Source organism: Bacillus sp. FSL R7-0672 (assembly GCF_038601465.1).
Taxonomy (GTDB): domain Bacteria; phylum Bacillota; class Bacilli; order Bacillales; family Bacillaceae; genus Bacillus; species Bacillus pumilus.
This window is the reverse complement of the sequence record NZ_CP152010.1, coordinates 147,732-171,901: the sequence shown is the minus strand read 5'-3', so window position 1 is coordinate 171,901 and position 24,170 is coordinate 147,732. Positions and strand designations below refer to the sequence as shown.

Here is a 24,170-nt window from a genome sequence, read left to right as displayed (position 1 = left end):
AACAATCTTGGACAAGGCAGGAGTGTTTGAATTGAGTCGATTATATGTGTTGCCTATTAAACGGCTGAAGCAAGTTGTCATTATTCTTGTAGCAGCCCTTGCAGCTGCAACGTTTTTTTATGTACAAAAGGCACCGCCGCTGTCGGTATTTAAAACAGAACACGGACCACGAGCTATTTATAAAGGCGAGACTTCCTCAAAACATGTCTCCCTCACATTTAATATCGGCTGGGGAGATGAGAAGGCTGTTCCTATTTTAAATGTCCTTCGAGAGTACGATATAAAGAACGCTACTTTCTTTCTGTCTGCTTCTTGGGCTGAGCGTCATCCTGATATCGTCAAACAAATTAGAGAGGACGGTCACCAAATCGGCAGCCTTGGCTATGCTTATAAAAATTATAGCCAGCTTGAAGATAGTGAAATCAAGCAAGATCTTGTCCGGGCACAAAATTCATTTCAAAAGCTTGGACTAGATGACATTCAACTATTAAGACCGCCAACTGGGCAATTTAACGAAAAAGCATTGAAAATTGCCACACAGTACGGTTATACCGTTGTACATTACAGCGTCAATTCACAGGATTGGCTGAATCCGGGCGTCGATCAGATTGTTCAGAATGTAAATGATCGAATGAAAAGCGGAGACATTGTTCTCCTCCATGCCTCAGATTCAGCAACCCAAACCGCTCAAGCCTTACCAGCTATTTTGAAACAAATTAAAGAAAAGAATTTAAAAAATGTGACGGTTGGCGAACTGATCTCCAATACCAAAACAAAGTCATCGGAAGTTAAGTAGCTTTCGCCTTTGAAAACCGCGGCATAGCTAATAACTGAAACGCATTACAGCCTAATAGCGGGAATAGCATTAAATACAGCCAGTCCTCTTCATTGACTCTGAGCGCCGGGAACCATTCTAGCGACGTGATGACGACCATGAGAAACATTGCGGAAACAAATGTTTTCTTAGAGGACTGCTGTTGTTTAAAGTAAGCCACGATCAATGCGAACACACCAATAAAGACAGGCAGCCATAGGTATGGAAGAAATGATTCATTCTCCCCGAAAAACAAAAATCGCAAGTAAGCTAAATCAAACAGCACAAAGATCACCAGAAACAGCTGAATGGTATTCCATAAAGAATGTGATCTGAATATCTCTAAAGCAAACCGGTGCACCGTCAAAAAGACAACAAACCCCATCTGACTAATGACACTAAAAATCATCCCCACACCAATGAACCAAAATAACACAGATGCGATTTCTAGTATTTCAAATGATATAAAAAGCTTCTGATATTTCCCCCACTCCAGCGCAAAGCCTACCACGCTTGTCATGACCGCTCCAACAGCTAGCACAGAGAAGAAAAAACGAACTAAATCCCGACTTTTCATTGAATTGACCCAACCCCTATTTTTGTTATGTATAAATTTACGTGAAACATTCATATTAAAAGTAAGACATGTAACGAAAGGAGCCACAGTATGTCAAAAGGCATCTTGCGTATAATGAGCTGTTTTCTCCTTTTATCTCTAACAGCTTGTGCTCCCAAAACCCAATCCTCATCTAATATGGACTATGACGAAACAAAGAAAATGGTCGTCGATATATTGAAGACAGATGACGGTAAAAAGGCCATTCAACAGTTATTAAATGACGAGGCAATGAATGAAGCTTTGGTAATGGATGAACAAACTGTGAAAAAAACGATAGAGAAAACACTGACTTCTGATAAAGGCAAAGAGTTCTGGAAGAAGGTCTTTGAGGATTCTAAATTTGCCGAGACTTTCGCAAAATCCATGCAGCAACAGCATGAAAAGATGTTAAAACAGTTAATGAAGGACCCTGACTATCAGCAATTGATGATGGATATTCTCAAGGATCCTGAAATGGAAAAGAAATACGGTGAACTGGTGAAAAGCAAAGAGTTCAGAAAGCACTTAGAAAAAGTTATTACGGAAACATTAAGCAGTCCTCTTTATAAGAAGAAATTCGAAGATGAGCTTAAAAAAGCAGCATCTGAAAGCAGTGATTCCGGATCAAAAGGCAGCGAAGAAAGCGGCAGTTAAACATCACCCGAGTGAACATACATCCACTCGGGCTTTCATTATGCTTTTACTGCTAATTGTTCAATGACTTTATTCGCAATGTATTGATACACTTCTCCCGTTGGATGACTCGCATCATAGACAGATGGAGCAAAATCATCTTCATTCCAATCAGGCTGCCTTAAAGGAATTTGACCAAGGACCGATACTCGCAGCTCTTCTGCCAGCTTGTCCCCGCCCCCTTTTCCAAAGACATATTCTTTCTCACCTGTTTTTTTGCTTTCATAATAGCTCATATTCTCAACGACCCCTAGCACCTCGTGATCTGTTTGCAGTGCCATTGCGCCTGCTCTAGCAGCAACGAAGGCAGCTGTAGGATGCGGTGTTGTGACAATGATTTCTTTACAGCTTGGAAGCATTGTATGAATATCAAGCGCCACATCTCCCGTTCCAGGCGGAAGGTCTAATAGTAAGTAATCTAATTCTCCCCACTCGACTTCGTGGAAGAAGTTATTTAGCATTTTACCAAGCATCGGTCCTCTCCATATGACCGGTGCATTTTCTTCAACAAAAAAGCCCATTGAAATCACTTTGACACCAAAGCGTTCCACAGGTATGATTTTTTCCCCTTTAACCGTTGGTCTGACGGTGATTCCCATCATATCCGGTACACTAAAGCCATAAATATCTGCATCAATCAGTCCGACTTTTTTTCCTAGACGAGCCAGTGCTACAGCAAGGTTCACAGACACGGTAGATTTCCCAACGCCTCCCTTTCCGCTCGCAATCGCTAAGAACTCAGGCGGATTTTTAGAGTTGAGCAAATTTTCTTCCTCATCTTGTGACGGCATAAACCTTTCAAGTGTTTCTTGAGGTAGTTCTTCAAAACGAAGACCTACTGTGTTAGCACCCTCTGCTTTCAAGGCTTTTACGATGTCTTGCTGAAGCTTCATCTGCTCAGCAGTGCCCGTTTTGGCAATAGCCACCTTTAAGCTCACATGTTCTTTTTCAGGCTTTAGGCTGATTTCCTTGATGGCATCCAGCTCACCAAGCGGTATATGAAGGAAAGGTTCGTCCATCTTCCCAACTAGTTTTCTCACATCATCTTGTCCGATCATAGCAGAACCTCACCCTTTATTGAATTCGTTTACAATCCAAGTATATCATACATATCCTTACAATGTCTGTCCTGTTTGCCTGCGTTCAAAAGGAAAAAGCCCCTTATTCAGGCGGCTCTTTTTGCTCTGTTAAATATCTTAAAATGCCTTTATAAATGGATGCGGCTATTTGATCTTGATATTTAGGTGTTGCCAGCTGACCGGCCTCTTTCGGATTGGAGAGAAACCCAATCTCCACAAGAGCTCCTGGTTTTGTCACATTTTGCATTAAATAAATGCCATTGATCCGCTTTGCCTTTCGATCTGTGTTTTCAAGATTATTGCGTAATTCATCTTGTATGAACTTCGCTGCCTTTTCATTTTCTTCATACCTTCCGTAAAAAAACGTCTGTGCGCCGCTCCATTTGTTCGATGGGATCGCATTTAAATGAATACTTAAATAGAGATCGGCTTCAGACTCATTGATGGCTTTTACACGGTTTCTTAAATCCTCTGCTTTCTTCCGGGCATATCCCTTTGTGTTCTTTGATGATAAATCAGAATCATCCTCGCGGGTCATAAGAACAAGTGCTCCCTGCTCCTGTAAATAGTCACGTATCTTCATGGATACATCCAGTGCAATCTCTTTTTCAAGCAGCTCTCCTCCTACAGCCCCGCCATCTGGACCGCCATGACCCGGATCTAAATAGATGATCTTGCCGCTCAGAGGCAAGTTCCACGATTTCCACGAATCATCATTTAGAAATTGAAACCTGAATAAGAATAAGAGGACAATAAACCCGATTAAAAACCCTGTCCATTTCAGCTTTCTTTTCATCCCTGTCCCTCCCATACACCATTATTTTATAGATATGGGACAAGGGCTGGAAATATGCTTAGTGCAGCCGAAGCTTATGCCTTTTTTCTGATTCTCGAAAGCCTTCCTGCCACCACATGCTTAAAAACTCCTTCGCAAATGGAGACAGACACGACATCTCCCGCTCCATTCGGAACATATTCCCCCACGATTGCAAACACCCTGCTAGCTCCTCAACTAGCTCATCTTCTTCATGAACTGACCGCTTCTTTATATCATCGAACGATTCAGCGTACTTGCTCGACTCACCGTATCTCCCACCTGCTAAAAAAGCTTCAATGGCGAAATCGATGCAGCCATCACTCATAATCCCAGCTGGATCGTCTGCAAATGGGAACAGCTTCTTCGTGAATTTCTCGGAAGCAACCGTCACCTGCTGAAGAGACAATGTACGCAACAGCTTCTTTTCAAGCGTGACATCTCGTTTTGTTTTCAATTGATAAAATGAAAGAACTTCTGCCATGGACTGAACTCCTTTTTTTCTTTGTATTGTTCGTTGGTTTGAACAAAACATGCAGTTCAGTAAATGGAAATCAATGAGCTAATGGATTGGAAAATTGTGATAAGATGAACATTTATATATAGAAAGATTGGAAAAGGGGCAAAATCAATGAAGAAATGGATGTATATCCTGCTGCTACTAACAGTCGTCTTATCTGGATGCAGCAGTCAAGCGACCAAGCAGAAGAGCGACATAAAAGGAATAGAAGACATATCCTTAAAACAGCTTTCCAGGCACAAAAATTCTTACATTGGAGACAACGGAGCAATCGGCGCTATTTTATCAGATCTTCCAGGTAACGTGATTCGTGAGTATGAAATCGTAGATGAAAAAGAGCTAAAAGTGACATATGGCGTGAAAGAAAATGCCAATGATACAGAAGAACAATTTGATACATTTTGGTTTGACAAGAAGGATACCATTGAAAAAAACTACTTATATAACGCATTGGCACTTTTTATTCTTATCGATAATGCTGAGCAAGTGACACTCAAGATGAACTCTAACGACAAACAATCCGTCACGTTTAAAAGACAAGAGCTAGAAAAAAAGCTTCCTCACTCATTTAAAGAGTACCAAGACGATGTAGCGCTTTGGCAGAAGGAACTGGTTGATGGAGTTGTGAAGTCAAAAGAGAAACGCCAAGATGTATACAAAGTGTTTCCAATGCAGAAATAATAAAACAGAGGGGTATCTCCCTCTGTTTTTTTGATGATTATGTAGTAAAAGCCTTAATTAAACGTTGTCTAAAGTTTTGATCCACTGCTGCAGTAAGCATAAATTCATTGAATACTCCCTCAATCCAGTGAGAATTGTTCGCTTTCGGATCATTGATAAAAAGAGAGATGGATATAGAGGATGTATCTGTTCTTCGATATAAAGCACCTGTGAAAACAAACAATGTTGCTCCGCCTTTATACCAAAGGTATTGATCTGTTTCCGTCTTCAATGTTTCCCCCAGTACAATTTGGCTAAAAAGACGCTTTTCTTCTGTTGTTAACAACTCATCCTGCAGACGTTTCATAAAATGTGCATATTGATTCGTTGTAGACTTTGTTATCTTTTGCGTCAGTAATGATTGAATACGCAAGCTTAATAAGTTCTTTTTCATCATTTTTTCTTCTAACGCCTTTTTTTGCTCTGGGTTATTTTTCATGATATTAAAAATCTCAATCATCAGAGATTTGTATTGCTCATCAGTTACACCGCTCATTTTCTTTAATGCATCCCGCCGATGATTAGATACATAGGCTGGCCACAACAGCTTGGGTGTCAGCGGCATGAGTTCATCATGTTCTGTAAGACCCGCTTGTTTCATCCGATCATTGATCTTATCTAAGCCGAGCCGGTCAATCAAATAATCAGTACAAGCATTCGAACTGACTTGCATCATCCCTTTGGCAACATCTAATAAAGTTGCATGCTCAGAAAAATCGTTGACCTCCAGCCAGTATGTGTGAGCACCGCCATCTGTTCTATCAATATAAAACCGCTCTATGTCCGCCAATGCCACTTTTTCATCTAGCTTGATGTCACCGCTAGAGACGGTTTTAACAAAATGAAACAAAACCATTAATTTCACCGTACTTGCAAGTGGTGTTTTTTGATTACCATTCCAATCTAATACCACATCTTCATTTTCAATAATTGTCGCTGATACGTCCTTTTTGTTTTTCGTGACAAATGTCAAAAGATCTTCCTTCGTTTTCTTCATATCTCTTTTATACAACAGGACATCAACCACCAAGTAAAGTATGACCACACCTAAGACAACTAGACCGATTTCGAGTAACATGTTTCTCCTTTCCAAATAACTAAGGATTTATATATTTAATATAACAAATATTTCAAATAAAGTCACAAAAAAGCAAAGGCAAATGAACCCTTCGCTTCTTGGTGTTCTTATTCATGGGGAGAGATGCAGCTTCATTCCTTCATGCGTGGCTTCAAACCCTAATTTTTCATAAAAACGGCGTGCATCCGGCCTCTGTTTGTCTGTTGTTAGCTGAACCATATGACAGCCTCGGTCGCTTGCGTGTTGAATAGCCCTTTTTATCAACATCGTGCCAATTCCTTTTCCTCTATGAGTCGAGGCCGTACGAACTCCTTCTATTGAAGCTCTCCATCCTCCTTGATGTGTAAGAAATGGCGTCATGGTTAATTGGAGAACACCTACAGCTTCTTCCTGATCACACGCAACAATGAGTTCAATATTTGGATCAGCATCTGTTGAATGAAAGACTTCGATATAGCTTTCTAACAATGGTTGCGTGTAACGCTCTCTTTTTTGACCTAACATATCATCCGCGAGCATAAAGACGATTTTATCGAGATCATCCAGCTTGGCTTCTCTGAACGTCAGTTGACTTAACCCCATTGAACACACCTCCTATGAAATTATTGACCAAAATACCATTGATGTGCGTTCTTATATAAGATGTGGTCAGCTGCTTTTTCCTCAAATAGCTGTTGAATCAACTCAACATCACCGTATTCAAATGGGCGCTTTGCTCTTGTGGATGGAAGGTCTGTACCAAACATCAGTGCATCAGGATTCGTTTGATAAATTGATGTCAATGCATGTTCAACGTTTAAATCGACTCGTCCAAAACCAGTTGCTTTTACCCGAACTCCTTTATCAACCAGCTTGAGCAAATGCGGCAAGCCTTCTTCCGATAAGCCTAAATGATCAATCGAAACGGCCGGCAGCTGTTCAAGCGTAGATGAGATGTCAGGGAGATGCTTAGCGTCTATGTAGAGCTCACTATGCCATCCCGCCAGCTCATACACCCTTCTCGCAAAATAATCGAGCTTCGAAATATCCTCCGAACCGCCCCGCTTCACATTAAAACGTAAAGCTTTCACTCCATGTTGATCCAAATGAACAATTTCATCATCAGTTACTGTAAAAGGTAATTGAGTCACACCGCAAAAAGCTGAGCCCAGTTCATCTAGCGCTTTCAACAAATAGCCTTGATCAAAGCCTTGAAATGACCCTGAGACGATTGCTCCACCTAAAATCCCTAGATCAGCCGTCTCTCTCTTATAATCATCCACCACATAACTAGGCGGTGTATACCCTTGGTTTTCCTGGATGGGAAAATTAAAATCAATGATATGAAAATGTGCATCAAAGATCCTCATGCGCGCGCCCCTCTTCTGCTTATTTGATCTGATTATATCAATAGCGAAAGCCAAGGGATATTTGGAATGACGAATTACTTCATATCATGAAAACTTATCAAGTTTTCCATTCCTCTCGCAAGATGGCATAATAAAACTCATCCCACCACTCACTTTCCTGTGGTATACACTTTTTAAAATAACCCTCTTTTCTCATCCCCATTTTCTCCATCACTCTCCACGATGGCACATTTTCAGGCTGACAAGTGGCAATGATCCGATGTAAATTCATTGTGTGAAAGCCATGATGCAGTACAGCATACGCCGCTTCAGAAGCATAGCCTTTGTTTTGATATGCAGGATTGAAGACCCAGCCAATTTCATACGTGTGATCACCAAAGTAAGGATGAAATGCGATATGCCCGATGCATGTATGATCTTCTTTTAATACAACAGCGACATACTTAGCATCTTCATGACGATTATTTTTGACAAATTCCTTCGCATCTTCTTTAGAAAATACATCTTCCGGAATATACTTCATCACTACCGGATCAGATGTATATGCATAGACATCCTGCCAATCATCATCCGTAAATGGTCGAATGAGACATCTTTCTGTCGTTAGATTCATAGGACAACCTCCATCTTTTTTAACAGAAAACTTCTATACTCATTTTATACGTATTCAAGAGGAAGAGACCAGTCATGATTATCACATAAAAAGCACAACGAGCTGCAAGGAAATCCTTGTAGCTCGTTTTTACTAAATGGAGGCGCAACTTATGATTAAATCATTTGCACAAGAATTTTCTCACCTGTTGCATGAGTGAGATTACAAAAAGAATAAAGATATCTCCCCTTATGATGTACCAATTAAAGGTCGGAAAATTGTATGGTTGAAATGCAATGTCGGGCACAGCTACAGTGTACAAATTTTTCATAAAATGGGGTCATAATATTAAAAGTTGCCACAAACCTGAGACAAAACCTTTTATTATGACGATTGGAGGAGTCCAAATGCCAAGTTATCCAGAAGCGTTATCTATTGTAATAGCTGGTTCAGCCTTGTGATTACATTTTGATACCTCCCAATCATCAGGCATTGCCTGGTCTATCATGAAAAGTGAAAGCAGTTTCTTCTTATACTCTTCTTTGTATATTTCACATCGAGTTAATAATAACCAAAGACAGAATATTAGACAGTTAAAGCAGCTAACCTTGTTGTCTGCATGGATACTATCGAGTTCTTAATTGGCTCGAATAAATTCAATAACCCGTAACTTTCAAGTACTGTTTTTTCAAATATAACCCTATCTTCTTGTTGAATTTCCTTTAAGAAAGGTAAAAGGCTACGAGACTTTAATGCTTCAAAAGCAATGATAATTTTTGTTTTATTTTCTTCCGACAATAACGTTGGATTTAACATTGAAGTCTTCGCTAAACTACTTGAATTCAAATCTAAAGCACCTAATCCCCTACCAAATCCAACAGCTTCAATAAAAAAGACTCCAATCAAGGAATTTAAAAGTGCATGATTTAATTCGAGGTCACTGTTATTAGATTTTCTTAACAGCCCTATTAACCTTTGGTTTATAAATCCTTTATTATCTAACTTTGAATAAAATAATCTTTTGTCTGGATTCATAGTTGTAACAATTTCTGCCTGGGATTTTGTATTCATCTCATACCAAAATTCATCTTTCCCAGCAGATTTTTGTAGACTCTCTACCAATGGTTGGCCAACTTTATTGAGTTGGTTTTTAAATTTATTAATCCAATTATATGCTCCATAATTATTCTTCGCTTGGATTGTTTCAACTGAATCAGAACAACAAAAAGCATCACTATCTGTAAATGCAGTAAGTCCCGTCACACTACGAGAACTTTTCAATACTGGTTGAATATATTCGGGCTCTATCTTGTGGCCCTTTTCAGGATAAAACATAGGATCCCAACCACGACGCATTCCACGTATTATTTTGAATTCATTGGTTAAAGGAATTAGGTAATCCCGAATACTAATAAGCCAATTAATGTCGTGAAATAATGCGTTAATTGATATTCTAAAATTCAACAATTCAATTATTTGTTCTTCCGAGTACTCTGTGGTTGTCAATATAGCTTGTGCTATATTTGTCTTAGCAAGAATGTGATTTGCTATTTCATCAGATAGGGCTTTCTCACTTAATTCGTCTAACGGACACTGTAAGATTCCAAATCTGGTTTCGCCGGACACATCACTTATTTGTTGCTTTTTTGTTAGAACTAACATAGTTGTAACTACATCAGCATTTTTAAACCAGCGCTTATTACCACTGATTAGTATATATTCAACCTGATAAAGTTTTCTTAAAACCTCATAAAATTCTCTACCACTTATTGTGCCTAGCCAGGAATTTGAAAGAATTAAGCCCACACGCCCTTCAACATCCATTAAATTCCACAAATGTACTGTAATATAAGTATATAGATCCGACCTTTTGCTTAGTTCTATACCTAAGGAAGTTTGAACACCTGAATACAATGACAGCAAATTAGCTTTTTCATCTTCAGAAATTATCTCAAAAGGTACAAACGGTAAGTTAGAGACAACTGTTTTAAATTTGGGTATTGTATACTCTTCTATCTCGCCTGAAAGTGGTGATGTTATTAATACCTTACCTTCAGGAAATATATCAAAAACATTAGAATGAAATACCTTATTCGCTATATGTATAGATGAAAACTCTGTTAAAGCTAGGTTAGCCAATTGCAAAGGATACTGGTATTTATCTGAAGCCCAAACTGTGCTGTGCGCATCCCGTTCATCAAGATAAGCCTTCTTCAGATTCATAGCAGATTTAGCAATAGTGCCACTACCGCAACAAGGATCTATAACATCAGCTCTTACTTCCCGAATTGTTGATTTAACTAACAAATCTGCTAACAAAACCGGCGTTGTGAATTGACCAATAATCTCTCTACGGATGCTTTTAATTCCCTTTTCAAGTAAAGTTTGTAAAACCTCATGATTCAAATTGTTAAACCCTTGGTCAGATAAAAAAGCATTATAGTCCGTTAAATCTCTCCAAAAACTTAATGGAATCACTTCACTATATTCGAGTGGGTAGAAAATTGTATAAAAGTCACATTCGCTTGTGATCTCTTTAAAAATCTTAATTGCATCCTTAACATCTAAATCAATGTTTATTTTCTCAACCTTTTTAGCTGGATTGTGATGTGATTTTATTAGATGTGCAAAAGTGATTTTAATAAGCCAGTTGGAAATAATCAATTTAGAATAAGCAGAGTACATTGAAGACTCATCTTTTTTATATTCAATTTCAGCTTCTTTCCACCAATTATTTAAGTGAATGTCTATTACTCTATCTGCAGCCGAGGCTTCTTTTATCCGTTCAGAGACTGAACTTTTATTGTGATTGAGTATTTTCGCCATTAATGATTCAGTCAACATCATTTCAATTTTTGTAGTTTGAATAGTGTCGTTAGTAAAATACTCATTAAGTTGAACTAAGACATCTTCCAATAAATTCAACCAATCTTCTTGGTATATTTCCACACCCTCACGGGTCCTAATATGACTTAATTCATTCCATTGATGATAAAGTTCCCATTGATTATTTTTGTTTTTAACATAAAGTACTACACTATTAAAGTTCCATAGTACAGTACTATTTAACCCTAAAACATCTGCTTTGTATTGTGCATCCTTAATATATTCCTCATCAGTAACAGGAACATCAGGTAATTTAACTTCCCAACCTTGAATTATTTTGGACTTCAATGAATCCTCGTACAGTAGCACATCTGGAAACATAATTTCTCTCTTAGTCTCTGTAGTACTCTTTCTATTATTTATTGTTGTTTCTCCACCTGCCTTTTTAATTTGAAGAGTTTTAGCTTCAACTACTCTATTAATATGACCTATTAGATCAATCGCCCAGCTTCGTTCATTTTGTACTAATCTAACCATTTAATCTCACTCCACTTCCAATAACTTCATAAATATTATACATTAAGTTTTTTAATGAACAATCGGAATTTAAGAATTTATGGTAATATTAATCTAAATATGCCAATTTTCACTTTATATACAAACCATCTTTCACTTGCTAAACAGTAAAGAACCCAGAAATTAGATAACTTTTTGTAACAATAGAATAAAGATGAGATCTTCCTTCAAGTGACTTTGATTTCTTTATAGATTGGAAAGAGTGTATTCTTTTTAAAGAAATTTGGATTAAAAAGATTTTAAACAACGGGGTTAATTCTCACCTTTTAAATGAATTGAAAAAGGGGTTAAAGACAGTTGATGACCTTTTACTCTTCAAAACTGTAATTGATTTCTTTCATAACGTTGGTTTAAGGGTAAAATACAAGATATCTGACGATAAAAGTTTAAGTGAATGGGATTTATGTTTCATAAAAGGTCTAAAGGGGTTATGGAATTGGAATTAAAGAGACATCACTAACTAAGCAATATAAGGAACTACTGCAACAGATTCAAGTTCATTCGTGGGATTTATGAGAAATGGAACGGAGGTAATTATATAACCTCCATCGACTCTAAAGAGTCCATTAGCTAAGAAAGTGATCCCTCATGGCTTGAAGATACTAATAGTATAGTAAGGGATGCACACCTGTACAACCCTTATTATTAATCGAAAAAACATTCTTTAAAAAAGCACAATAGAATCTCATATCTTTGAAAAATGCTATAAAATTAAAGACTGTAGGAATACAACAGATTGCACTGGCTTGAAGATAACTTAAAAGTACCATCTATTATTTCAACCTACCACAACGATTATCTATTGGTTAATAAAACAGACGTAATTACAAAAGGTAAAGACTGGGCTTCCCCTTTAATATCTAGAGAAAAAAGGAAAGTTCCTTTAAGCGAGTTGGAGTCAACACAGTTTATTTCATCTGTTGGTTAATTGATCTGCTCTTGAATATAGAAACTGATATCAGATATTTATAATTAATTGTTTTGCTTTATCTTGAATATTGTCTAAACCGCTTGTTATTTTGTTTGCTGAACTAGAGGATACTTCAAACCTGTCTAATCTCTCGAATAAATTTACAAATTGGAAATGTTTAAGGAGATCTTTAGACAAGCTATTAGCTGCTTTTATAATCCTTTTCTTAGATATATCAATATAGTCAACATAGTCATTTTTAAACCTTATTGATTTATCATTTTTTTCAATCCCAATGAAGTTTCGCCCTTCCAAAGTAGCAGCTACTAAAAACGACCCGCTTCCACATGTATTATCGAGTACTATATCACCAGGATTAGTGTAAGTTCTGATTAAATATCTACCTAATTCTACTGGTTTTTGTGTTGGATGATAAACTTCTCCTTCAGATTCAGCAGTTTTAAAATAAATTACATCATTCGGATACCGCTCTCCATTGCTTTCAACTAGAGCCGGTTGAAATTCACCATAGCTACCTGTGAGTTGATTCTTTCTAATGCCCTTACTATAGGGTTCCCCTTTGGTCATTTGTGGATTATAAGTAGGTTGTTTTTTGTAAAAAACACATATTTCCTCATATTTACGTAAAGGTTGCTTTTTAGCATTTAAGAAATTTGTAGCTTTTGACTTCTCCCATATTAGTTTGTATTTGAAATTTCTAGGGTTGCTTAGCATCAGCGTAGCCGTAAACATTCCATTGCAAGTTAGGATGACCGCTCCATTATCTTTAATAATTCGATTATATTCTTTCCATAGTAATTCCAATGGAATTATGGCATCCCATTTGTTTTGAGTAGTTCCATAGGGTAAATCACATAAAATCATATCAATAGACTTAGAGGGTATTTCCTTCATTTTTTCTAAACAATCTGCTTGGTACACATTATTTAATAAACTTGCTAACTGTTCATCCATTATGAACCTACTCCTTTGGTACAATTAATTAATAAAGATCTTTCTTTGATAATTATACACTTTTATGCCGAGAAATGTCGAAGCTTCAATTTATATAGGTTCCATCACATCATACTTGCCACAGTTTTCCTTCTCAATTTTTAAAATCTACATAATTATCATGCCTGTTCGTCTGATACTACCAAATTATTCACAGACCAAGATATCCCAAAAAAGCAAACCATAAAAAAACCCCTTACAAAAAGTCTCAATATATTTAGGCTATGCTTTTCATTTTAAAAATTTAGATATAAATTAATACTGAATGTGTACCAATATCTTAAAAAAGGACAACAGAAACAGTCAAAGATTTTCTTGATTTTTGAATGAAGGGTAGTCAAGGAATAGTCAGTCTAATTCACACTAATAAAAACCCCCTACCGATTTTCTCGAGAAGGGGGTTTAAATGTTGATATAATAATGATATTAACGCTTCGAGAACTGAGGTGCTCTACGCGCGCCTTTAAGACCGTATTTCTTACGCTCTTTCATACGAGGGTCACGAGTAAGAAGTCCAGCACGTTTAAGTGATGTACGGTACTCAGGATCTACTTCTAGAAGAGCACGAGAGATACCGTGACGAATTGCTCCAGCTTGACCAGAGAATCCACCACCGTGAACAGTTACAAGAACATCGTAGCTGTTAGCTGTTTCTGTGATGTTCAAAGGCTGTTTCACGTCTTCGATTAAAGCAGCGAATGGAATGTATTCAGTAATTTCACGATTATTAACGACGATACGGCCTTCACCTGGAACTAAGCGAACGCGCGCTACAGAACTTTTACGACGACCTGTACCGTAATATTGAACCTGTGCCAAATTGTTAACCTCCCTTATAATTAACCGCGAAGTTCGTAAACTTCAGGTTGTTGTGCTTGATGTGGATGCTCAGAACCACGGTACACATTTAATTTTTTGAACATTTGACGGCCTAATGGACCCTTTGGAAGCATACCTTTGATAGCAAGCTCCAACATTTTTTCAGGGTAGTTTGTACGCATCTCAAGAGCAGTTCTTTGTTTCAAACCACCTGGGTGCATAGTGTGACGGTAGTAAATTTTGTCCGTCAATTTCTTACCTGTTAATTCGATTTTCTCAGCATTGATGATGATGACGTGATCACCTGTATCAACGTGTGGTGTATAAGTTGGTTTGTGCTTACCGCGCAAAAGTGATGCTACTTCAGTAGAAAGACGACCTAGAGTCTTGCCTGCCGCATCAACAACTAGCCATTTGCGCTCAATTGTGCTTGCGTTCGCCATTGGTGTTGTACGCATGAGTTTCCCTCCTAAATAAATCAATAATTTTTCCTTGAATCAAATGCTACGTTCTATTTCAAAACACAAGATAAGTCTTCCGGGGCTTATTTGTGGGGTTGAAATACATACCATATGATATCTTATAACTTTCTGCTTCCTGTGTCAAGAACATGTTACACCTGGTTTAGTTGTCATAGAAAACTTCCCATAAATACAGTCCGTGACTAGGCGCAGTCTTGCCTGCCGCTTCGCGATTTCGGGCGGCAAGCATGGCTTTTATCTCATCAGGGTGAAATTTACCAGATCCGATTTCAAGTAACGTTCCAGCGATAATTCGCACCATGTTGTATAAAAAGCCATTTCCTTTCACACGCATTTCAAGCCCGTCTGAGACGTTTTTCCACTCGAGGGTGTAAATATCCCTCACCTTGTCCTGAACCTCTGTATTGGCCGCACAAAAGCTTGTGAAGTCGTGTGTGCCAATGAGGTGTCCAGCAGCTTCTCTCATTTTGTCTGCATCTAGCCGGTAAGGAAAGTGGCAGGCATACTGTCTCGTGAACACATTTTGGTGCGTTTCCGTTGAGACCTTATAACGGTACTCCTTCGAAACGACACTAAAACGTGCATGAAACGACTCATCCACTTCCTCAGCCTTTAGAACCCGGATGTCATCCGGCAGGAGACTATTGAGGGCAAAAGGCCATCTTTCCATCGGAATCGAAAGCGGCGTGTCGAAATGGATGACCTGCCCCTTCGCGTGGACGCCGCTGTCCGTCCGGCCAGAAGCTACAATCGGAATCAGTTCATCCTGTTTGTGCATTCTTGCAAGAGCCGACTCGATCTCCGTCTGAACTGTCCTCTGCCCAGGCTGCACCTGATAGCCTTTAAAATGTGTCCCATCATAGGATACGGTACATTTGACCTTCATCTAGGAATCACCTAATTTCTCAGAAGCACAAGGAGTGCTGTTAACAGGATGAACAGGAGCAGTGTGAACGTGTCTTTCATGCCCCAGACAAGCTGACGGTATTTCGTCCGCCCTTCTCCTCCGCGGTAGCCTCTCGCTTCCATAGCGGTCGCCAGTTCCTCTGCACGCTTAAACGCACTGACGAAAAGCGGGACAAGTAAAGGAACGATGGCTTTCATGCGATCTTTAAGAGGTCCGCTTGTAAAATCAACACCTCTTGCCATTTGCGCCTTCATGATTTTGTCTGTCTCTTCTAGTAAGGTTGGAATAAACCGAAGAGAGATGGACATCATGAGAGCAAGCTCATGAACGGGCAGTTTGATTTTACGAAATGGGTGAAGCAGCTTTTCCATACCGTCTGTCACTTCTATAGGCGTTGTGGTTAACGTCAGAAGTGTCGTCATCATGATGAGATAGACAAAACGGAGAGAAATGAAAATCCCCTGCTTTAGACCTTCTTCATAAATATTTAAAAAACCAAAGTGAAATAGCAAGGCGCCATCCTTTGTCATAAAAATATGCAGAATGAAGGTAAACAGAACAATCCACAGGATCGGCTTCATTCCTTTGAGAATAAAGTATAGCGGCACCTGAGAAACCATCACCACAAGAAGGGTAAAGACACCTAAAAGCCCGTAAGTGGTGTAATTATTAGCAAAAAAGACAATAAAGACAAAAAAGAAAATTGATAACAGCTTTGTCCTTGGATCAAGACGATGGACAAAGGATGAACCTGGCACATATTTGCCGATAATCATACTATCCATCATAATGTCGTGTCCTCCTGATAAAGAGCTGTTAAAGCTTCTGCCATTTCATCCATGGTCAGAAGCGGTCTTGGAAACGTAATGCCCAGCTTTTCTTCTACAGTCTGCTGGAATTTAATCGTTTCTGGGAGGTCAAGACCAAACGAAGACATATCTGTACGATTGGCAAACAATTCTCTCGGCGTACCTGTCGCCTTCACCGTTCCTTTATGCATCACAATCATTTGATCCGCATAATGAGCGGCGTCCTCCATACTGTGTGTAACCAGAATCGTGGTGAGGTTTGCCTTTTGATGAAGCTCATAGAACATGTCCATGATTTCCTTTCGTCCGCGTGGATCTAACCCTGCAGTCGGCTCATCCAGCACAAGCACTTCTGGCTCCATCGCTAGAACACCTGCAATCGCCACACGTCTCATTTGACCACCGCTTAGTTCAAAGGGAGATCGAGATAATAGGGATTCAGGAAGACCAACTAGCTTCAGCATTTCCTTCGCCTTTGCTTCTGCCTTTTCCTGAGGAACACCGAAATTCATCGGACCAAAGCAGATATCCTTAAGGATCGTTTCTTCAAAGAGCTGATGCTCAGGAAACTGAAACACGATGCCTACTTTTTTCCGGAGGGACTTTAAATCCTTCTGCTTTTTATTGGCTTGTAAGACGGTATCTCCAAGCGCAATGCTCCCCTTCGTTGGTTTGAGCAAGCCATTTAAATGCTGCAACAACGTGGACTTGCCAGAGCCCGTATGACCAATGACAGCGACATAGCTGCCCTCTTGGATGGAAGCATTGACATCATACAAAGCGAGACGCTCAAACGGCGTTTTCATTTGATAACGATGCTCTAATTCTTTGATCGTAATGTCCATAGCTCTTTCACCAATCCTTCTTGTGTCAAATGGGCATTTGCAAGCGGTACACCTTGCTGCTTCAATTGTTTGCTCAACCGATAGGAGAATGGCAGATCAAGTCCAATTTGAACTAGCTGTTCGTCTAGTTCAAATACTTCCTCTGGGGTTCCCTCGGCAAATTTTTTCCCGTCATTCATGACAATGACCCGGTCTGCCTTGGCGGCCTCGTCTAAATCATGTGTGATGGAAATGACTGTGACCGTCCCTTGTTCCTTCAATAGTCTAACAGTCTCTAACACTTCTTCACGGCCAATCGGATCAAGCATCGATGTTGCTTCATCCAAGATCATGATGTCAGGGCTTGCGGCAAGTACACCTGCAATGGCGACTCTCTGCTTTTGCCCGCCTGATAGATGGTGCGGCTCTTGATCAAGAAACTCCTGCATATTGACCTGTTTGACAGCCCAATCTACACGTTCTATCATCAATTCCCGCTCAACCCCGTTATTTTCTAAACCAAAAGCCACATCATCACGAACCGTTGAGCCAACGAATTGGTTATCTGGGTTTTGAAAGACCATTCCGACCTTTTTGCGAATATCCCAGACACTCTCTTCTTTCAGTTCAATCTCTCCAACCTTGACCGTTCCAGCATCCGGTAAAATGAGCCCATTCAGTACACGGGCAAGTGTGGATTTACCTGAACCGTTATGACCAACAATGGCGAGCCATTCATTTTGATTCACATGCAATGACACTTGATCTAAAGCGGGCTTGTCCGCATCCTTGTGATAACGAAATACAATGTCCTTTACGTCAATTAATGTCTTCCCCATCTCTACCGGACCTCCTCTCAGCTCAACCTCTTCTTTGCTTATTGTTAAAAAGCCGTAGTATCTAAAAAAGGGCATAGATCCAGTTATGAACTGTCCCGCCCTTTCTTAGATACACGCTATGTGATTAAACTAATTCAATGACAGCCATTGGTGCGCCATCGCCGCGACGAGGTCCAAGCTTCATGATACGAGTGTATCCACCTTGGCGATCTTCGTAGCGAGTTGCAACGTCAGCGAATAATTTTTGAAGTGCATCTTGGTTTGTTTCAGCGTTAGCTACTTCATTACGAATGTAAGCTGCAGCTTGACGGCGAGCATGAAGATCTCCGCGTTTGCCAAGAGTGATCATTTTTTCAACTACAGAGCGAAGTTCTTTCGCACGTGTTTCAGTTGTTTCGATGCGTTCGTTGATGATCAAATCAGTCGTTAGGTCACGAAGCATTGCTTTACGTTGTGCACTAGTGCGTCCTAGCTTTCTGTATGCCATGTGATGTCCCCTCCTTAGTTAGAGAATGCTGTATGAATAAAAAACACACGAAAATCCTAGTTCACAATGAAACTAGTCAATCGTCTTTACGAAGACCCAGTCCAAGTTCTTCTAGTTTCGCTTTTACTTCTTCAAGAGATTTACGTCCAAGGTTACGCACTTTCATCATATCCTCTTCTGTCTTGTTAGCAAGCTCTTGAACAGTGTTAATACCCGCACGCTTCAAACAGTTGTAAGAACGAACAGAAAGATCAAGCTCTTCAATTGTCATTTCAAGCACTTTTTCTTTTTGGTCTTCTTCTTTCTCAACCATGATTTCAGCATGCTGAGCTTCGTCAGTTAACCCAACGAAAATATTCAGGTGTTCAGTTAAAATCTTAGAACCTAGAGCGATCGCTTCTTTCGGTCCTGTGCTTCCATCAGTCCATACATCTAGTGTTAATTTATCATAGTTTGTGATTTGCCCAACACGGGTGTTCTCCACTTGATAAGTCACACGAGATACAGGTGTATAGATTGAGTCGATCGGAATCACACCGATTGGCTGATCGTCTCTTTTGTTTGCATCAGCAGGATTATACCCGCGACCTCTTTGTGCAGTTAAGCGAACACGGAAGCTCGCATTCTTGCCAAGAGTTGCGATGTGGAGATCTGGATTTAAGATTTCAATATCGCTGTCGTGTGTAATATCAGCAGCTGTTACAGTACCTTCATCTTGTACATCAATTTCAAGCGTCTTCTCTTCTTCAGAGTAGATTTTGAGTGCAAGCTTTTTAATGTTTAAGATAATCGTTGTAACATCTTCAACCACGCCTTCGATCGTTGAGAATTCGTGTAAGACACCATCTATCTGGATCGATGTTACAGCTGCACCAGGAAGTGAGGATAAAAGGATACGACGAAGGGAGTTCCCTAAAGTGGTACCATATCCACGCTCAAGTGGCTCTACGACAAACTTGCCATACTTGGCATCGTCGCTGATTTCAACCGTTTCGATTTTTGGTTTTTCAATTTCGATCATCTAATAAAACCCTCCTTCAAAACGTCGAAACCTCGAATAGAATCATATGAGATTCCATCCGAAATTCCTCATTGTTTAGTCCCGTATGTGCTCAGGCAACGAGTCGTGTATTCGTCTCATAAATAACTGTATCATAACCCATTATTGACAGGGACACAAAATCTATACAAACAAATTACACGCGGCGACGTTTTGGTGGACGGCATCCGTTATGAGGAACTGGAGTTACGTCTCTGATTGCAGTAACTTCAAGACCTGCAGCTTGAAGTGCACGAATTGCAGCTTCACGACCAGAACCAGGACCTTTAACAGTTACTTCAAGTGTTTTAAGACCATGTTCGATAGAACCTTTAGCAGCAGTTTCAGCAGCCATTTGTGCAGCGAAAGGAGTAGATTTACGAGAACCTCTGAATCCTAATGCACCAGCACTTGACCAAGAAATTGCGTTTCCATGAACATCAGTAATTGTTACAATCGTGTTGTTGAAAGTGGAACGAATATGAGCGATTCCAGCTTCAATATTCTTTTTCACGCGACGTTTACGCGTATTTTGTTTACGAGCAGCAGCCATTCTTTAACTACCTCCTTTACTTATTTTTTCTTGTTAGCTACAGTACGACGCGGACCTTTACGAGTACGCGCGTTGTTTTTTGTGTTTTGTCCACGAACAGGAAGTCCTCTACGATGACGGATTCCGCGGTAGCTTCCGATTTCAATTAGACGCTTAATGTTAAGTGAAACTTCACGACGAAGGTCACCTTCTACTTTAAGTTTGTCAATGATATCACGGATTTTACCAAGTTCGTCTTCAGTTAGATCGCGAACGCGAGTGTCTTCAGAAACACCTGCTTCTTTAAGGACTTGTTGCGCAGTCGTACGACCAATTCCAAAAACATATGTTAAAGAAATGACAACACGTTTATCACGTGGAATATCTACACCAGCAATACGAGCCATGATTTGGGCACCTCCTTGTTATTAGCCTTGTTTTTGTTTATGTTTTGGGTTTTCACAGATCACCATTACTTTTCCTTTTCTGCGAATAACTTTACATTTTTCACAGATAGGTTTAACAGATGGTCTCACTTTCATGTGTTTCCAACCTCCTTCTTCCGGAGTTGCTTTATTTGTAACGGTACGTAATTCTACCACGAGTTAAGTCATATGGAGATAATTCTACCGTAACTTTGTCTCCAGGTAAAATGCGAATGAAGTGCATACGGATTTTTCCTGATACATGAGCCAAAACTGTATGACCATTCTCTAGTTCAACTTTGAACATTGCATTTGGCAAAGTTTCTGCTACAGTACCTTCCACTTCAATTACATCGTCTTTCGCCATTCAAGTGTTCTCCCTTCTTCAAATCAGTAACTTGCTCTCTGACAAATGTCCAAATGAGTTCATCTCAATTGTCCATCTATCACCCGACCTGTTTTGAATATACTGTTCTGAACTTCCGGAGATACGCAACCATAAAAGGTTATATGATTGATATTTTTTCTTAGGAGAATGAAATTTACGCTTTTCTCCGTCTGCGATTAGTACATGGTCAACACCGAACATGCCGATGACACCTGTATACTGATCTTGTTCTTTCCTTTGGACTATACAGACAACCTGCCCGATTTGGGCCTGAAAGGCTTCAGTGAAGACCTAAATCTTAGTCAGTATATCAAAACCTGTATCTGTAATCGCAATCGTATGCTCAAAGTGAGCACACTTTTTCCCATCAACCGTTACAACCGTCCAGTTATCAGCCAATGTTTTCACATATCGGCTGCCTGCGTTCACCATCGGTTCGATGGCCAACACCATTCCAGGTTTTAGCCGCGGGCCTTTGTTGGGCGGACCATAATGAGGAATTTGAGGGTCCTCATGAAGATCCTGTCCGACCCCATGTCCAACATATTCTCTAACAACTGAGAAATTCTCGTTTTCTACATACGTTTGTATGGCATGGGAAATGTTCGACAGACGTTCGCCTGGCTTTGCTTCCTGTAAGCCTTTATATAGAGATTCCTCTGTGACTTCCAGTAGTTTGCGGTCTTCATCACTGATTACCCCAACTGGATAAGTCCAAGCAGAGTCACCATGATAGCCATTTAACTTTGCGCCAATATCGATACTAATGATGTCACCATCACGTAAAACCCGTTTACCAGGAATACCGTGAACGAGTTCTTCATTCACCGAAACGCAAATGCTCCCGCGAAAACCATTATACCCTTTAAAAGATGGGATTGCACCCTGCTTTGTAATAAAACGTTCGGCAATTTGATCCAATTCTTTTGTCGAAATACCTGGTTTTATATGTTTCTTCAGCTCTTCATGAGTCAGTGCGACAATGCGTCCAGCTTCTCTCATAATCTCAAGCTCGCGAGGAGTTTTACAGATAATCATTTATTTAATCCCCCAAGCAGGTCCTTGATATCTGCATATACATCGTTAATGTGTTTTGCACCATCAATGTTTGCAAGATATCCTTTTTCTGAATAGAAGTTCAGTAAAGGTTCAGTCTGCTTTAAGTTTACTTCAAGTCTAGTCGAAACGGTTTCTGCATTATCATCTGCACGTTGATAAAGCTCGCCTCCACACTTATCGCAAACATTTTCTTTCGCAGGTGGATTGAATACTAAATGATAGGTTGCTCCGCAATTTTTGCAAATTCTTCGGCCAGTCAGACGCTCCATCAAAGCATCTTTATCGACTTTAATATTAATGACATAATCAATCGTTCTGCCAAGGTCCTTTAGAATGTCTTCTAAAGCTTCAGCCTGAGCGACTGTTCGCGGAAATCCGTCCAGAAGAAAACCTTGTTCACAATCATTTTTGCCAAGTCTTTCTCTAACAATACCGATTGTGACCTCATCAGGAACAAGCTCTCCTTTATCGATAAAGGATTTTGCTTCGAGCCCAAGTTGTGTCTCCTCTTTCATAGCAGCGCGGAACATATCTCCTGTTGAGATATGAGGGATCCCATAATCATCAACAATTCGTTCTGCCTGAGTGCCTTTACCAGCACCCGGAAGCCCCATTAAGACTAAGTTCATTTCGGATTTCCCCTTCCTTACTTAGAGAGGTTGGGCAGGAGCCCAGCCCTCTGTTTTATTTCATAAATCCACGGTAGTTTCGTTTCACTAATTGGCTTTCAAGCTGTTTCATTGTTTCAAGTGCAACACCTACAACAATGAGAAGACTTGTGCCACCAATTTGTGCAGCGGAAGGTAATCCAGCGAATTGAATGAAAAAGATAGGAAGTATTGAAATCACGGCTAAGAAAATGGCGCCCACGAACGTGAGTCGGTACAAAATGCTCGTAATTCTATCTTGAGTCATTTTCCCTGGACGAACTCCCGGGATATAGCCACCCTGCTTTTGCAGATTTTCAGCCATTTGTTCAGGATTCACTTGGACAAAGGCATAAAAATATGTGAAAGCAACAATCAGTGCTACATAAATCGTCATACCGATTGGCTTAGTATAGTCAAAGTTGTTGGTTATCCAAGTTGTCACATTATTGGTTCCGAAGAACGATGCGACCGTCTGCGGAGTAATAATGAATGAAACGGCAAAGATGACTGGAATCACCCCTGCTGGATTCACTTTCAATGGAAGGTGCGTTGCTTGACTAGCAGACATTTGTGCACGGCCAGTTCCTTTTGAATATTGAATCGCAATCTTTCTCACTGCCATTTGAATGTAAATAACACCGACAACAATGACAAGAATAGCAATGACAATAAGGGCAATTTTCAGGATTTGCATGAACAGCTGTCCATCTCCACCTACAAATTGCTGAGCGTACACTTGTTTTAATGTTTGAGGGATACCTGCGATGATACCGGCAAAGATAATAATCGAAATACCGTTACCAACACCGTGAGCAGTAATCTGCTCTCCCAGCCACATTAAAAATGCTGTTCCCGCAGTGAGTACGACCGCAATTAAGAGGTACGTTGAAACACCTGGGTTTTCAATCAGCATGCCTCCTGCCATATTGTTGAATCCATATGACATTCCTAACGCCTGGATAAAACCTAGAACAATTGTAAAATACCTTGTGAATTGTGCTAATTTTCGGCGGCCAACCTCTCCTTGCTTTGACCACTCAGTGAACTTCGGAACAACATCCATCTGCAAGAGCTGAATGATGATCGAAGCAGTGATATACGGCATAATCCCCATTGCAAGAATGGAGAATTGGAAAAGTGCCCCGCCCCCAAACGTGTTGAGGATCCCGAAAACACTCATTTGATCCTGTGCCTGGAGAACTTCGGCGTTCACATTAGGCACAGGGATGAAAGCACCTATACGAAAGACGATTAACATTAAAAGAGTGAATATAATCTTATTCCGTATATCTTTCACGCGCATAAAATTGGAGATTGTCTTAAACAA

The 24,170-nt window shown here is 39.9% G+C and carries 28 protein-coding genes and 1 pseudogene; 3 read left to right on the top strand and 26 right to left on the bottom strand.

Features of this window, described 5'->3' with window-relative positions; translation table 11 throughout:
* The first annotated feature begins 31 nt into the window (after nucleotides 1-31).
* Nucleotides 32-796 (top strand): polysaccharide deacetylase family sporulation protein PdaB, encoded by a 765-nt coding sequence (gene pdaB / locus MKY18_RS00975; protein WP_106066808.1) that lies wholly within the window; start codon nucleotides 32-34, stop codon nucleotides 794-796.
* Here pdaB and MKY18_RS00970 read toward each other — a convergent pair.
* Entirely contained in the window at nucleotides 789-1,391 is a 603-nt protein-coding gene (locus tag MKY18_RS00970; RefSeq protein ID WP_185108917.1) for a KinB-signaling pathway activation protein, read from the bottom strand. The genes pdaB and MKY18_RS00970 overlap by 8 nt on opposite strands.
* 90 nt (nucleotides 1,392-1,481) lie before the next feature.
* Between MKY18_RS00970 and gerD the strand changes: the two genes are divergently transcribed.
* Nucleotides 1,482-2,066: a spore germination lipoprotein GerD gene (gene gerD, locus MKY18_RS00965; RefSeq protein WP_003217144.1), complete on the top strand. Its 585-nt coding sequence runs from the start codon at nucleotides 1,482-1,484 to the stop codon at nucleotides 2,064-2,066.
* Nucleotides 2,067-2,104: 38 nt separating this feature from the next.
* On the opposite strand, the gene MKY18_RS00960 is transcribed toward gerD, so the two are convergent.
* The 3 genes from MKY18_RS00960 to MKY18_RS00950 all read right to left on the bottom strand — a co-directional run bounded on the left by MKY18_RS00960 (nucleotide 2,105) and on the right by MKY18_RS00950 (nucleotide 4,482).
* Nucleotides 2,105-3,163, bottom strand: coding sequence for an Mrp/NBP35 family ATP-binding protein (locus MKY18_RS00960; RefSeq protein ID WP_065097628.1), 1,059 nt, complete (start codon nucleotides 3,161-3,163; stop codon nucleotides 2,105-2,107).
* Between the two features lie 103 nt (nucleotides 3,164-3,266).
* The gene (gene cwlD / locus MKY18_RS00955; protein WP_065097629.1) at nucleotides 3,267-3,980 is read right to left on the bottom strand and encodes an N-acetylmuramoyl-L-alanine amidase CwlD; all 714 of its coding nucleotides are present in this window, start codon (nucleotides 3,978-3,980) and stop codon (nucleotides 3,267-3,269) included.
* 58 nt (nucleotides 3,981-4,038) lie between these two features.
* Nucleotides 4,039-4,482, bottom strand: coding sequence for a YbaK family protein (locus MKY18_RS00950; RefSeq protein ID WP_185108916.1), 444 nt, complete (start codon nucleotides 4,480-4,482; stop codon nucleotides 4,039-4,041).
* A 147-nt stretch (nucleotides 4,483-4,629) separates the two neighbouring features.
* Between MKY18_RS00950 and MKY18_RS00945 the strand changes: the two genes are divergently transcribed.
* Nucleotides 4,630-5,199 (top strand): DUF4825 domain-containing protein, encoded by a 570-nt coding sequence (locus tag MKY18_RS00945; RefSeq protein ID WP_185108915.1) that lies wholly within the window; start codon nucleotides 4,630-4,632, stop codon nucleotides 5,197-5,199.
* A 37-nt stretch (nucleotides 5,200-5,236) separates the two neighbouring features.
* Here the strand turns inward: MKY18_RS00945 and MKY18_RS00940 are convergent, their stop codons facing one another.
* From MKY18_RS00940 to secY, 22 genes and pseudogenes are all read right to left on the bottom strand, one after another.
* Nucleotides 5,237-6,316 (bottom strand): class A beta-lactamase-related serine hydrolase, encoded by a 1,080-nt coding sequence (locus MKY18_RS00940; RefSeq protein ID WP_260406940.1) that lies wholly within the window; start codon nucleotides 6,314-6,316, stop codon nucleotides 5,237-5,239.
* Between the two features lie 111 nt (nucleotides 6,317-6,427).
* The gene (locus MKY18_RS00935; protein WP_185108914.1) at nucleotides 6,428-6,898 is read right to left on the bottom strand and encodes a GNAT family N-acetyltransferase; all 471 of its coding nucleotides are present in this window, start codon (nucleotides 6,896-6,898) and stop codon (nucleotides 6,428-6,430) included.
* A 20-nt stretch (nucleotides 6,899-6,918) separates the two neighbouring features.
* Nucleotides 6,919-7,665, bottom strand: coding sequence for an amidohydrolase family protein (locus tag MKY18_RS00930; protein ID WP_106067679.1), 747 nt, complete (start codon nucleotides 7,663-7,665; stop codon nucleotides 6,919-6,921).
* 97 nt (nucleotides 7,666-7,762) lie between these two features.
* A complete protein-coding gene (locus tag MKY18_RS00925; RefSeq protein WP_106067678.1) occupies nucleotides 7,763-8,278 on the bottom strand; it encodes a GNAT family protein in 516 nt (171 codons plus the stop codon).
* Nucleotides 8,279-8,842: 564 nt separating this feature from the next.
* Nucleotides 8,843-11,620 carry an N-6 DNA methylase gene (locus MKY18_RS00920; RefSeq protein ID WP_185108913.1) on the bottom strand — a complete coding sequence of 926 codons (2,778 nt, stop codon included), beginning with the start codon at nucleotides 11,618-11,620 and terminating at the stop codon, nucleotides 8,843-8,845.
* A gap of 997 nt (nucleotides 11,621-12,617) precedes the next feature.
* Nucleotides 12,618-13,544, bottom strand: a complete 927-nt coding sequence (locus MKY18_RS00915; protein WP_185108912.1) for a site-specific DNA-methyltransferase — start codon at nucleotides 13,542-13,544, stop codon at nucleotides 12,618-12,620.
* 465 nt (nucleotides 13,545-14,009) lie between these two features.
* Nucleotides 14,010-14,402 (bottom strand): 30S ribosomal protein S9, encoded by a 393-nt coding sequence (rpsI, locus tag MKY18_RS00910; protein WP_003217273.1) that lies wholly within the window; start codon nucleotides 14,400-14,402, stop codon nucleotides 14,010-14,012.
* Between the two features lie 20 nt (nucleotides 14,403-14,422).
* Nucleotides 14,423-14,860 carry a 50S ribosomal protein L13 gene (gene rplM / locus MKY18_RS00905; protein WP_003217042.1) on the bottom strand — a complete coding sequence of 146 codons (438 nt, stop codon included), beginning with the start codon at nucleotides 14,858-14,860 and terminating at the stop codon, nucleotides 14,423-14,425.
* 166 nt (nucleotides 14,861-15,026) lie between these two features.
* Complete coding sequence (gene truA, locus MKY18_RS00900; RefSeq protein WP_113768753.1) at nucleotides 15,027-15,770, bottom strand: tRNA pseudouridine(38-40) synthase TruA; 744 nt, start codon at nucleotides 15,768-15,770, stop codon at nucleotides 15,027-15,029.
* A gap of 11 nt (nucleotides 15,771-15,781) precedes the next feature.
* A complete protein-coding gene (locus MKY18_RS00895) occupies nucleotides 15,782-16,579 on the bottom strand; it encodes an energy-coupling factor transporter transmembrane protein EcfT (protein WP_126741736.1) in 798 nt (265 codons plus the stop codon).
* Nucleotides 16,576-17,445 (bottom strand): energy-coupling factor ABC transporter ATP-binding protein, encoded by an 870-nt coding sequence (locus MKY18_RS00890; protein WP_065097637.1) that lies wholly within the window; start codon nucleotides 17,443-17,445, stop codon nucleotides 16,576-16,578. The genes MKY18_RS00895 and MKY18_RS00890 overlap by 4 nt, the downstream gene beginning before the upstream one ends.
* A complete protein-coding gene (locus MKY18_RS00885; protein WP_044139649.1) occupies nucleotides 17,421-18,263 on the bottom strand; it encodes an energy-coupling factor ABC transporter ATP-binding protein in 843 nt (280 codons plus the stop codon). Before MKY18_RS00885 ends, MKY18_RS00890 begins: the two co-directional genes overlap by 25 nt.
* A 124-nt stretch (nucleotides 18,264-18,387) precedes the next feature.
* A complete protein-coding gene (gene rplQ / locus MKY18_RS00880; RefSeq protein WP_003216944.1) occupies nucleotides 18,388-18,750 on the bottom strand; it encodes a 50S ribosomal protein L17 in 363 nt (120 codons plus the stop codon).
* A gap of 76 nt (nucleotides 18,751-18,826) precedes the next feature.
* Complete coding sequence (locus tag MKY18_RS00875) at nucleotides 18,827-19,771, bottom strand: DNA-directed RNA polymerase subunit alpha (protein ID WP_003217009.1); 945 nt, start codon at nucleotides 19,769-19,771, stop codon at nucleotides 18,827-18,829.
* 175 nt (nucleotides 19,772-19,946) lie between these two features.
* The gene (gene rpsK, locus MKY18_RS00870) at nucleotides 19,947-20,342 is read right to left on the bottom strand and encodes a 30S ribosomal protein S11 (RefSeq protein ID WP_003217231.1); all 396 of its coding nucleotides are present in this window, start codon (nucleotides 20,340-20,342) and stop codon (nucleotides 19,947-19,949) included.
* Between the two features lie 20 nt (nucleotides 20,343-20,362).
* Complete coding sequence (gene rpsM / locus MKY18_RS00865) at nucleotides 20,363-20,728, bottom strand: 30S ribosomal protein S13 (RefSeq protein ID WP_003217023.1); 366 nt, start codon at nucleotides 20,726-20,728, stop codon at nucleotides 20,363-20,365.
* Between the two features lie 21 nt (nucleotides 20,729-20,749).
* Entirely contained in the window at nucleotides 20,750-20,863 is a 114-nt protein-coding gene (rpmJ, locus tag MKY18_RS00860) for a 50S ribosomal protein L36 (RefSeq protein ID WP_003156543.1), read from the bottom strand.
* 31 nt (nucleotides 20,864-20,894) lie between these two features.
* Complete coding sequence (infA, locus tag MKY18_RS00855; RefSeq protein WP_003217190.1) at nucleotides 20,895-21,113, bottom strand: translation initiation factor IF-1; 219 nt, start codon at nucleotides 21,111-21,113, stop codon at nucleotides 20,895-20,897.
* Nucleotides 21,091-21,398: pseudogene (locus tag MKY18_RS00850) on the bottom strand (RNA-binding protein). The gene infA and the pseudogene MKY18_RS00850 overlap by 23 nt, the downstream one beginning before the upstream one ends.
* Nucleotides 21,399-21,425: 27 nt before the next feature.
* Nucleotides 21,426-22,172 (bottom strand): type I methionyl aminopeptidase, encoded by a 747-nt coding sequence (gene map / locus MKY18_RS00845; protein WP_003217210.1) that lies wholly within the window; start codon nucleotides 22,170-22,172, stop codon nucleotides 21,426-21,428.
* Nucleotides 22,169-22,822 carry an adenylate kinase gene (locus MKY18_RS00840; RefSeq protein ID WP_012008711.1) on the bottom strand — a complete coding sequence of 218 codons (654 nt, stop codon included), beginning with the start codon at nucleotides 22,820-22,822 and terminating at the stop codon, nucleotides 22,169-22,171. Before MKY18_RS00840 ends, map begins: the two co-directional genes overlap by 4 nt.
* Nucleotides 22,823-22,877: 55 nt before the next feature.
* Nucleotides 22,878-24,170: a preprotein translocase subunit SecY gene (gene secY, locus MKY18_RS00835; protein WP_044139651.1), complete on the bottom strand. Its 1,293-nt coding sequence runs from the start codon at nucleotides 24,168-24,170 to the stop codon at nucleotides 22,878-22,880.

Coding starts and splice junctions, on each gene's coding strand:
- MKY18_RS00930 (WP_106067679.1), bottom strand. CDS start 7,665: ATGAGGATCTTTGATGCACATTTTCATATCATTGATTTTAATTTTCCC.
- rplQ (WP_003216944.1), bottom strand. CDS start 18,750: ATGGCATACAGAAAGCTAGGACGCACTAGTGCACAACGTAAAGCAATG.
- rpsK (WP_003217231.1), bottom strand. CDS start 20,342: ATGGCTGCTGCTCGTAAACAAAATACGCGTAAACGTCGCGTGAAAAAG.
- MKY18_RS00915 (WP_185108912.1), bottom strand. CDS start 13,544: ATGGATGAACAGTTAGCAAGTTTATTAAATAATGTGTACCAAGCAGAT.
- gerD (WP_003217144.1), top strand. CDS start 1,482: ATGTCAAAAGGCATCTTGCGTATAATGAGCTGTTTTCTCCTTTTATCT.
- truA (WP_113768753.1), bottom strand. CDS start 15,770: ATGAAGGTCAAATGTACCGTATCCTATGATGGGACACATTTTAAAGGC.
- MKY18_RS00890 (WP_065097637.1), bottom strand. CDS start 17,445: ATGGACATTACGATCAAAGAATTAGAGCATCGTTATCAAATGAAAACG.
- MKY18_RS00895 (WP_126741736.1), bottom strand. CDS start 16,579: ATGATGGATAGTATGATTATCGGCAAATATGTGCCAGGTTCATCCTTT.
- rpmJ (WP_003156543.1), bottom strand. CDS start 20,863: ATGAAAGTGAGACCATCTGTTAAACCTATCTGTGAAAAATGTAAAGTT.
- MKY18_RS00935 (WP_185108914.1), bottom strand. CDS start 6,898: ATGGGGTTAAGTCAACTGACGTTCAGAGAAGCCAAGCTGGATGATCTC.
- MKY18_RS00940 (WP_260406940.1), bottom strand. CDS start 6,316: ATGTTACTCGAAATCGGTCTAGTTGTCTTAGGTGTGGTCATACTTTAC.
- MKY18_RS00960 (WP_065097628.1), bottom strand. CDS start 3,163: ATGATCGGACAAGATGATGTGAGAAAACTAGTTGGGAAGATGGACGAA.
- MKY18_RS00875 (WP_003217009.1), bottom strand. CDS start 19,771: ATGATCGAAATTGAAAAACCAAAAATCGAAACGGTTGAAATCAGCGAC.
- MKY18_RS00945 (WP_185108915.1), top strand. CDS start 4,630: ATGAAGAAATGGATGTATATCCTGCTGCTACTAACAGTCGTCTTATCT.
- MKY18_RS00920 (WP_185108913.1), bottom strand. CDS start 11,620: ATGGTTAGATTAGTACAAAATGAACGAAGCTGGGCGATTGATCTAATA.
- MKY18_RS00950 (WP_185108916.1), bottom strand. CDS start 4,482: ATGGCAGAAGTTCTTTCATTTTATCAATTGAAAACAAAACGAGATGTC.
- MKY18_RS00840 (WP_012008711.1), bottom strand. CDS start 22,822: ATGAACTTAGTCTTAATGGGGCTTCCGGGTGCTGGTAAAGGCACTCAG.
- MKY18_RS00885 (WP_044139649.1), bottom strand. CDS start 18,263: ATGGGGAAGACATTAATTGACGTAAAGGACATTGTATTTCGTTATCAC.
- rplM (WP_003217042.1), bottom strand. CDS start 14,860: ATGCGTACAACACCAATGGCGAACGCAAGCACAATTGAGCGCAAATGG.
- cwlD (WP_065097629.1), bottom strand. CDS start 3,980: ATGAAAAGAAAGCTGAAATGGACAGGGTTTTTAATCGGGTTTATTGTC.
- MKY18_RS00925 (WP_106067678.1), bottom strand. CDS start 8,278: ATGAATCTAACGACAGAAAGATGTCTCATTCGACCATTTACGGATGAT.
- infA (WP_003217190.1), bottom strand. CDS start 21,113: ATGGCGAAAGACGATGTAATTGAAGTGGAAGGTACTGTAGCAGAAACT.
- rpsM (WP_003217023.1), bottom strand. CDS start 20,728: ATGGCTCGTATTGCTGGTGTAGATATTCCACGTGATAAACGTGTTGTC.
- map (WP_003217210.1), bottom strand. CDS start 22,172: ATGATTATCTGTAAAACTCCTCGCGAGCTTGAGATTATGAGAGAAGCT.
- MKY18_RS00970 (WP_185108917.1), bottom strand. CDS start 1,391: ATGAAAAGTCGGGATTTAGTTCGTTTTTTCTTCTCTGTGCTAGCTGTT.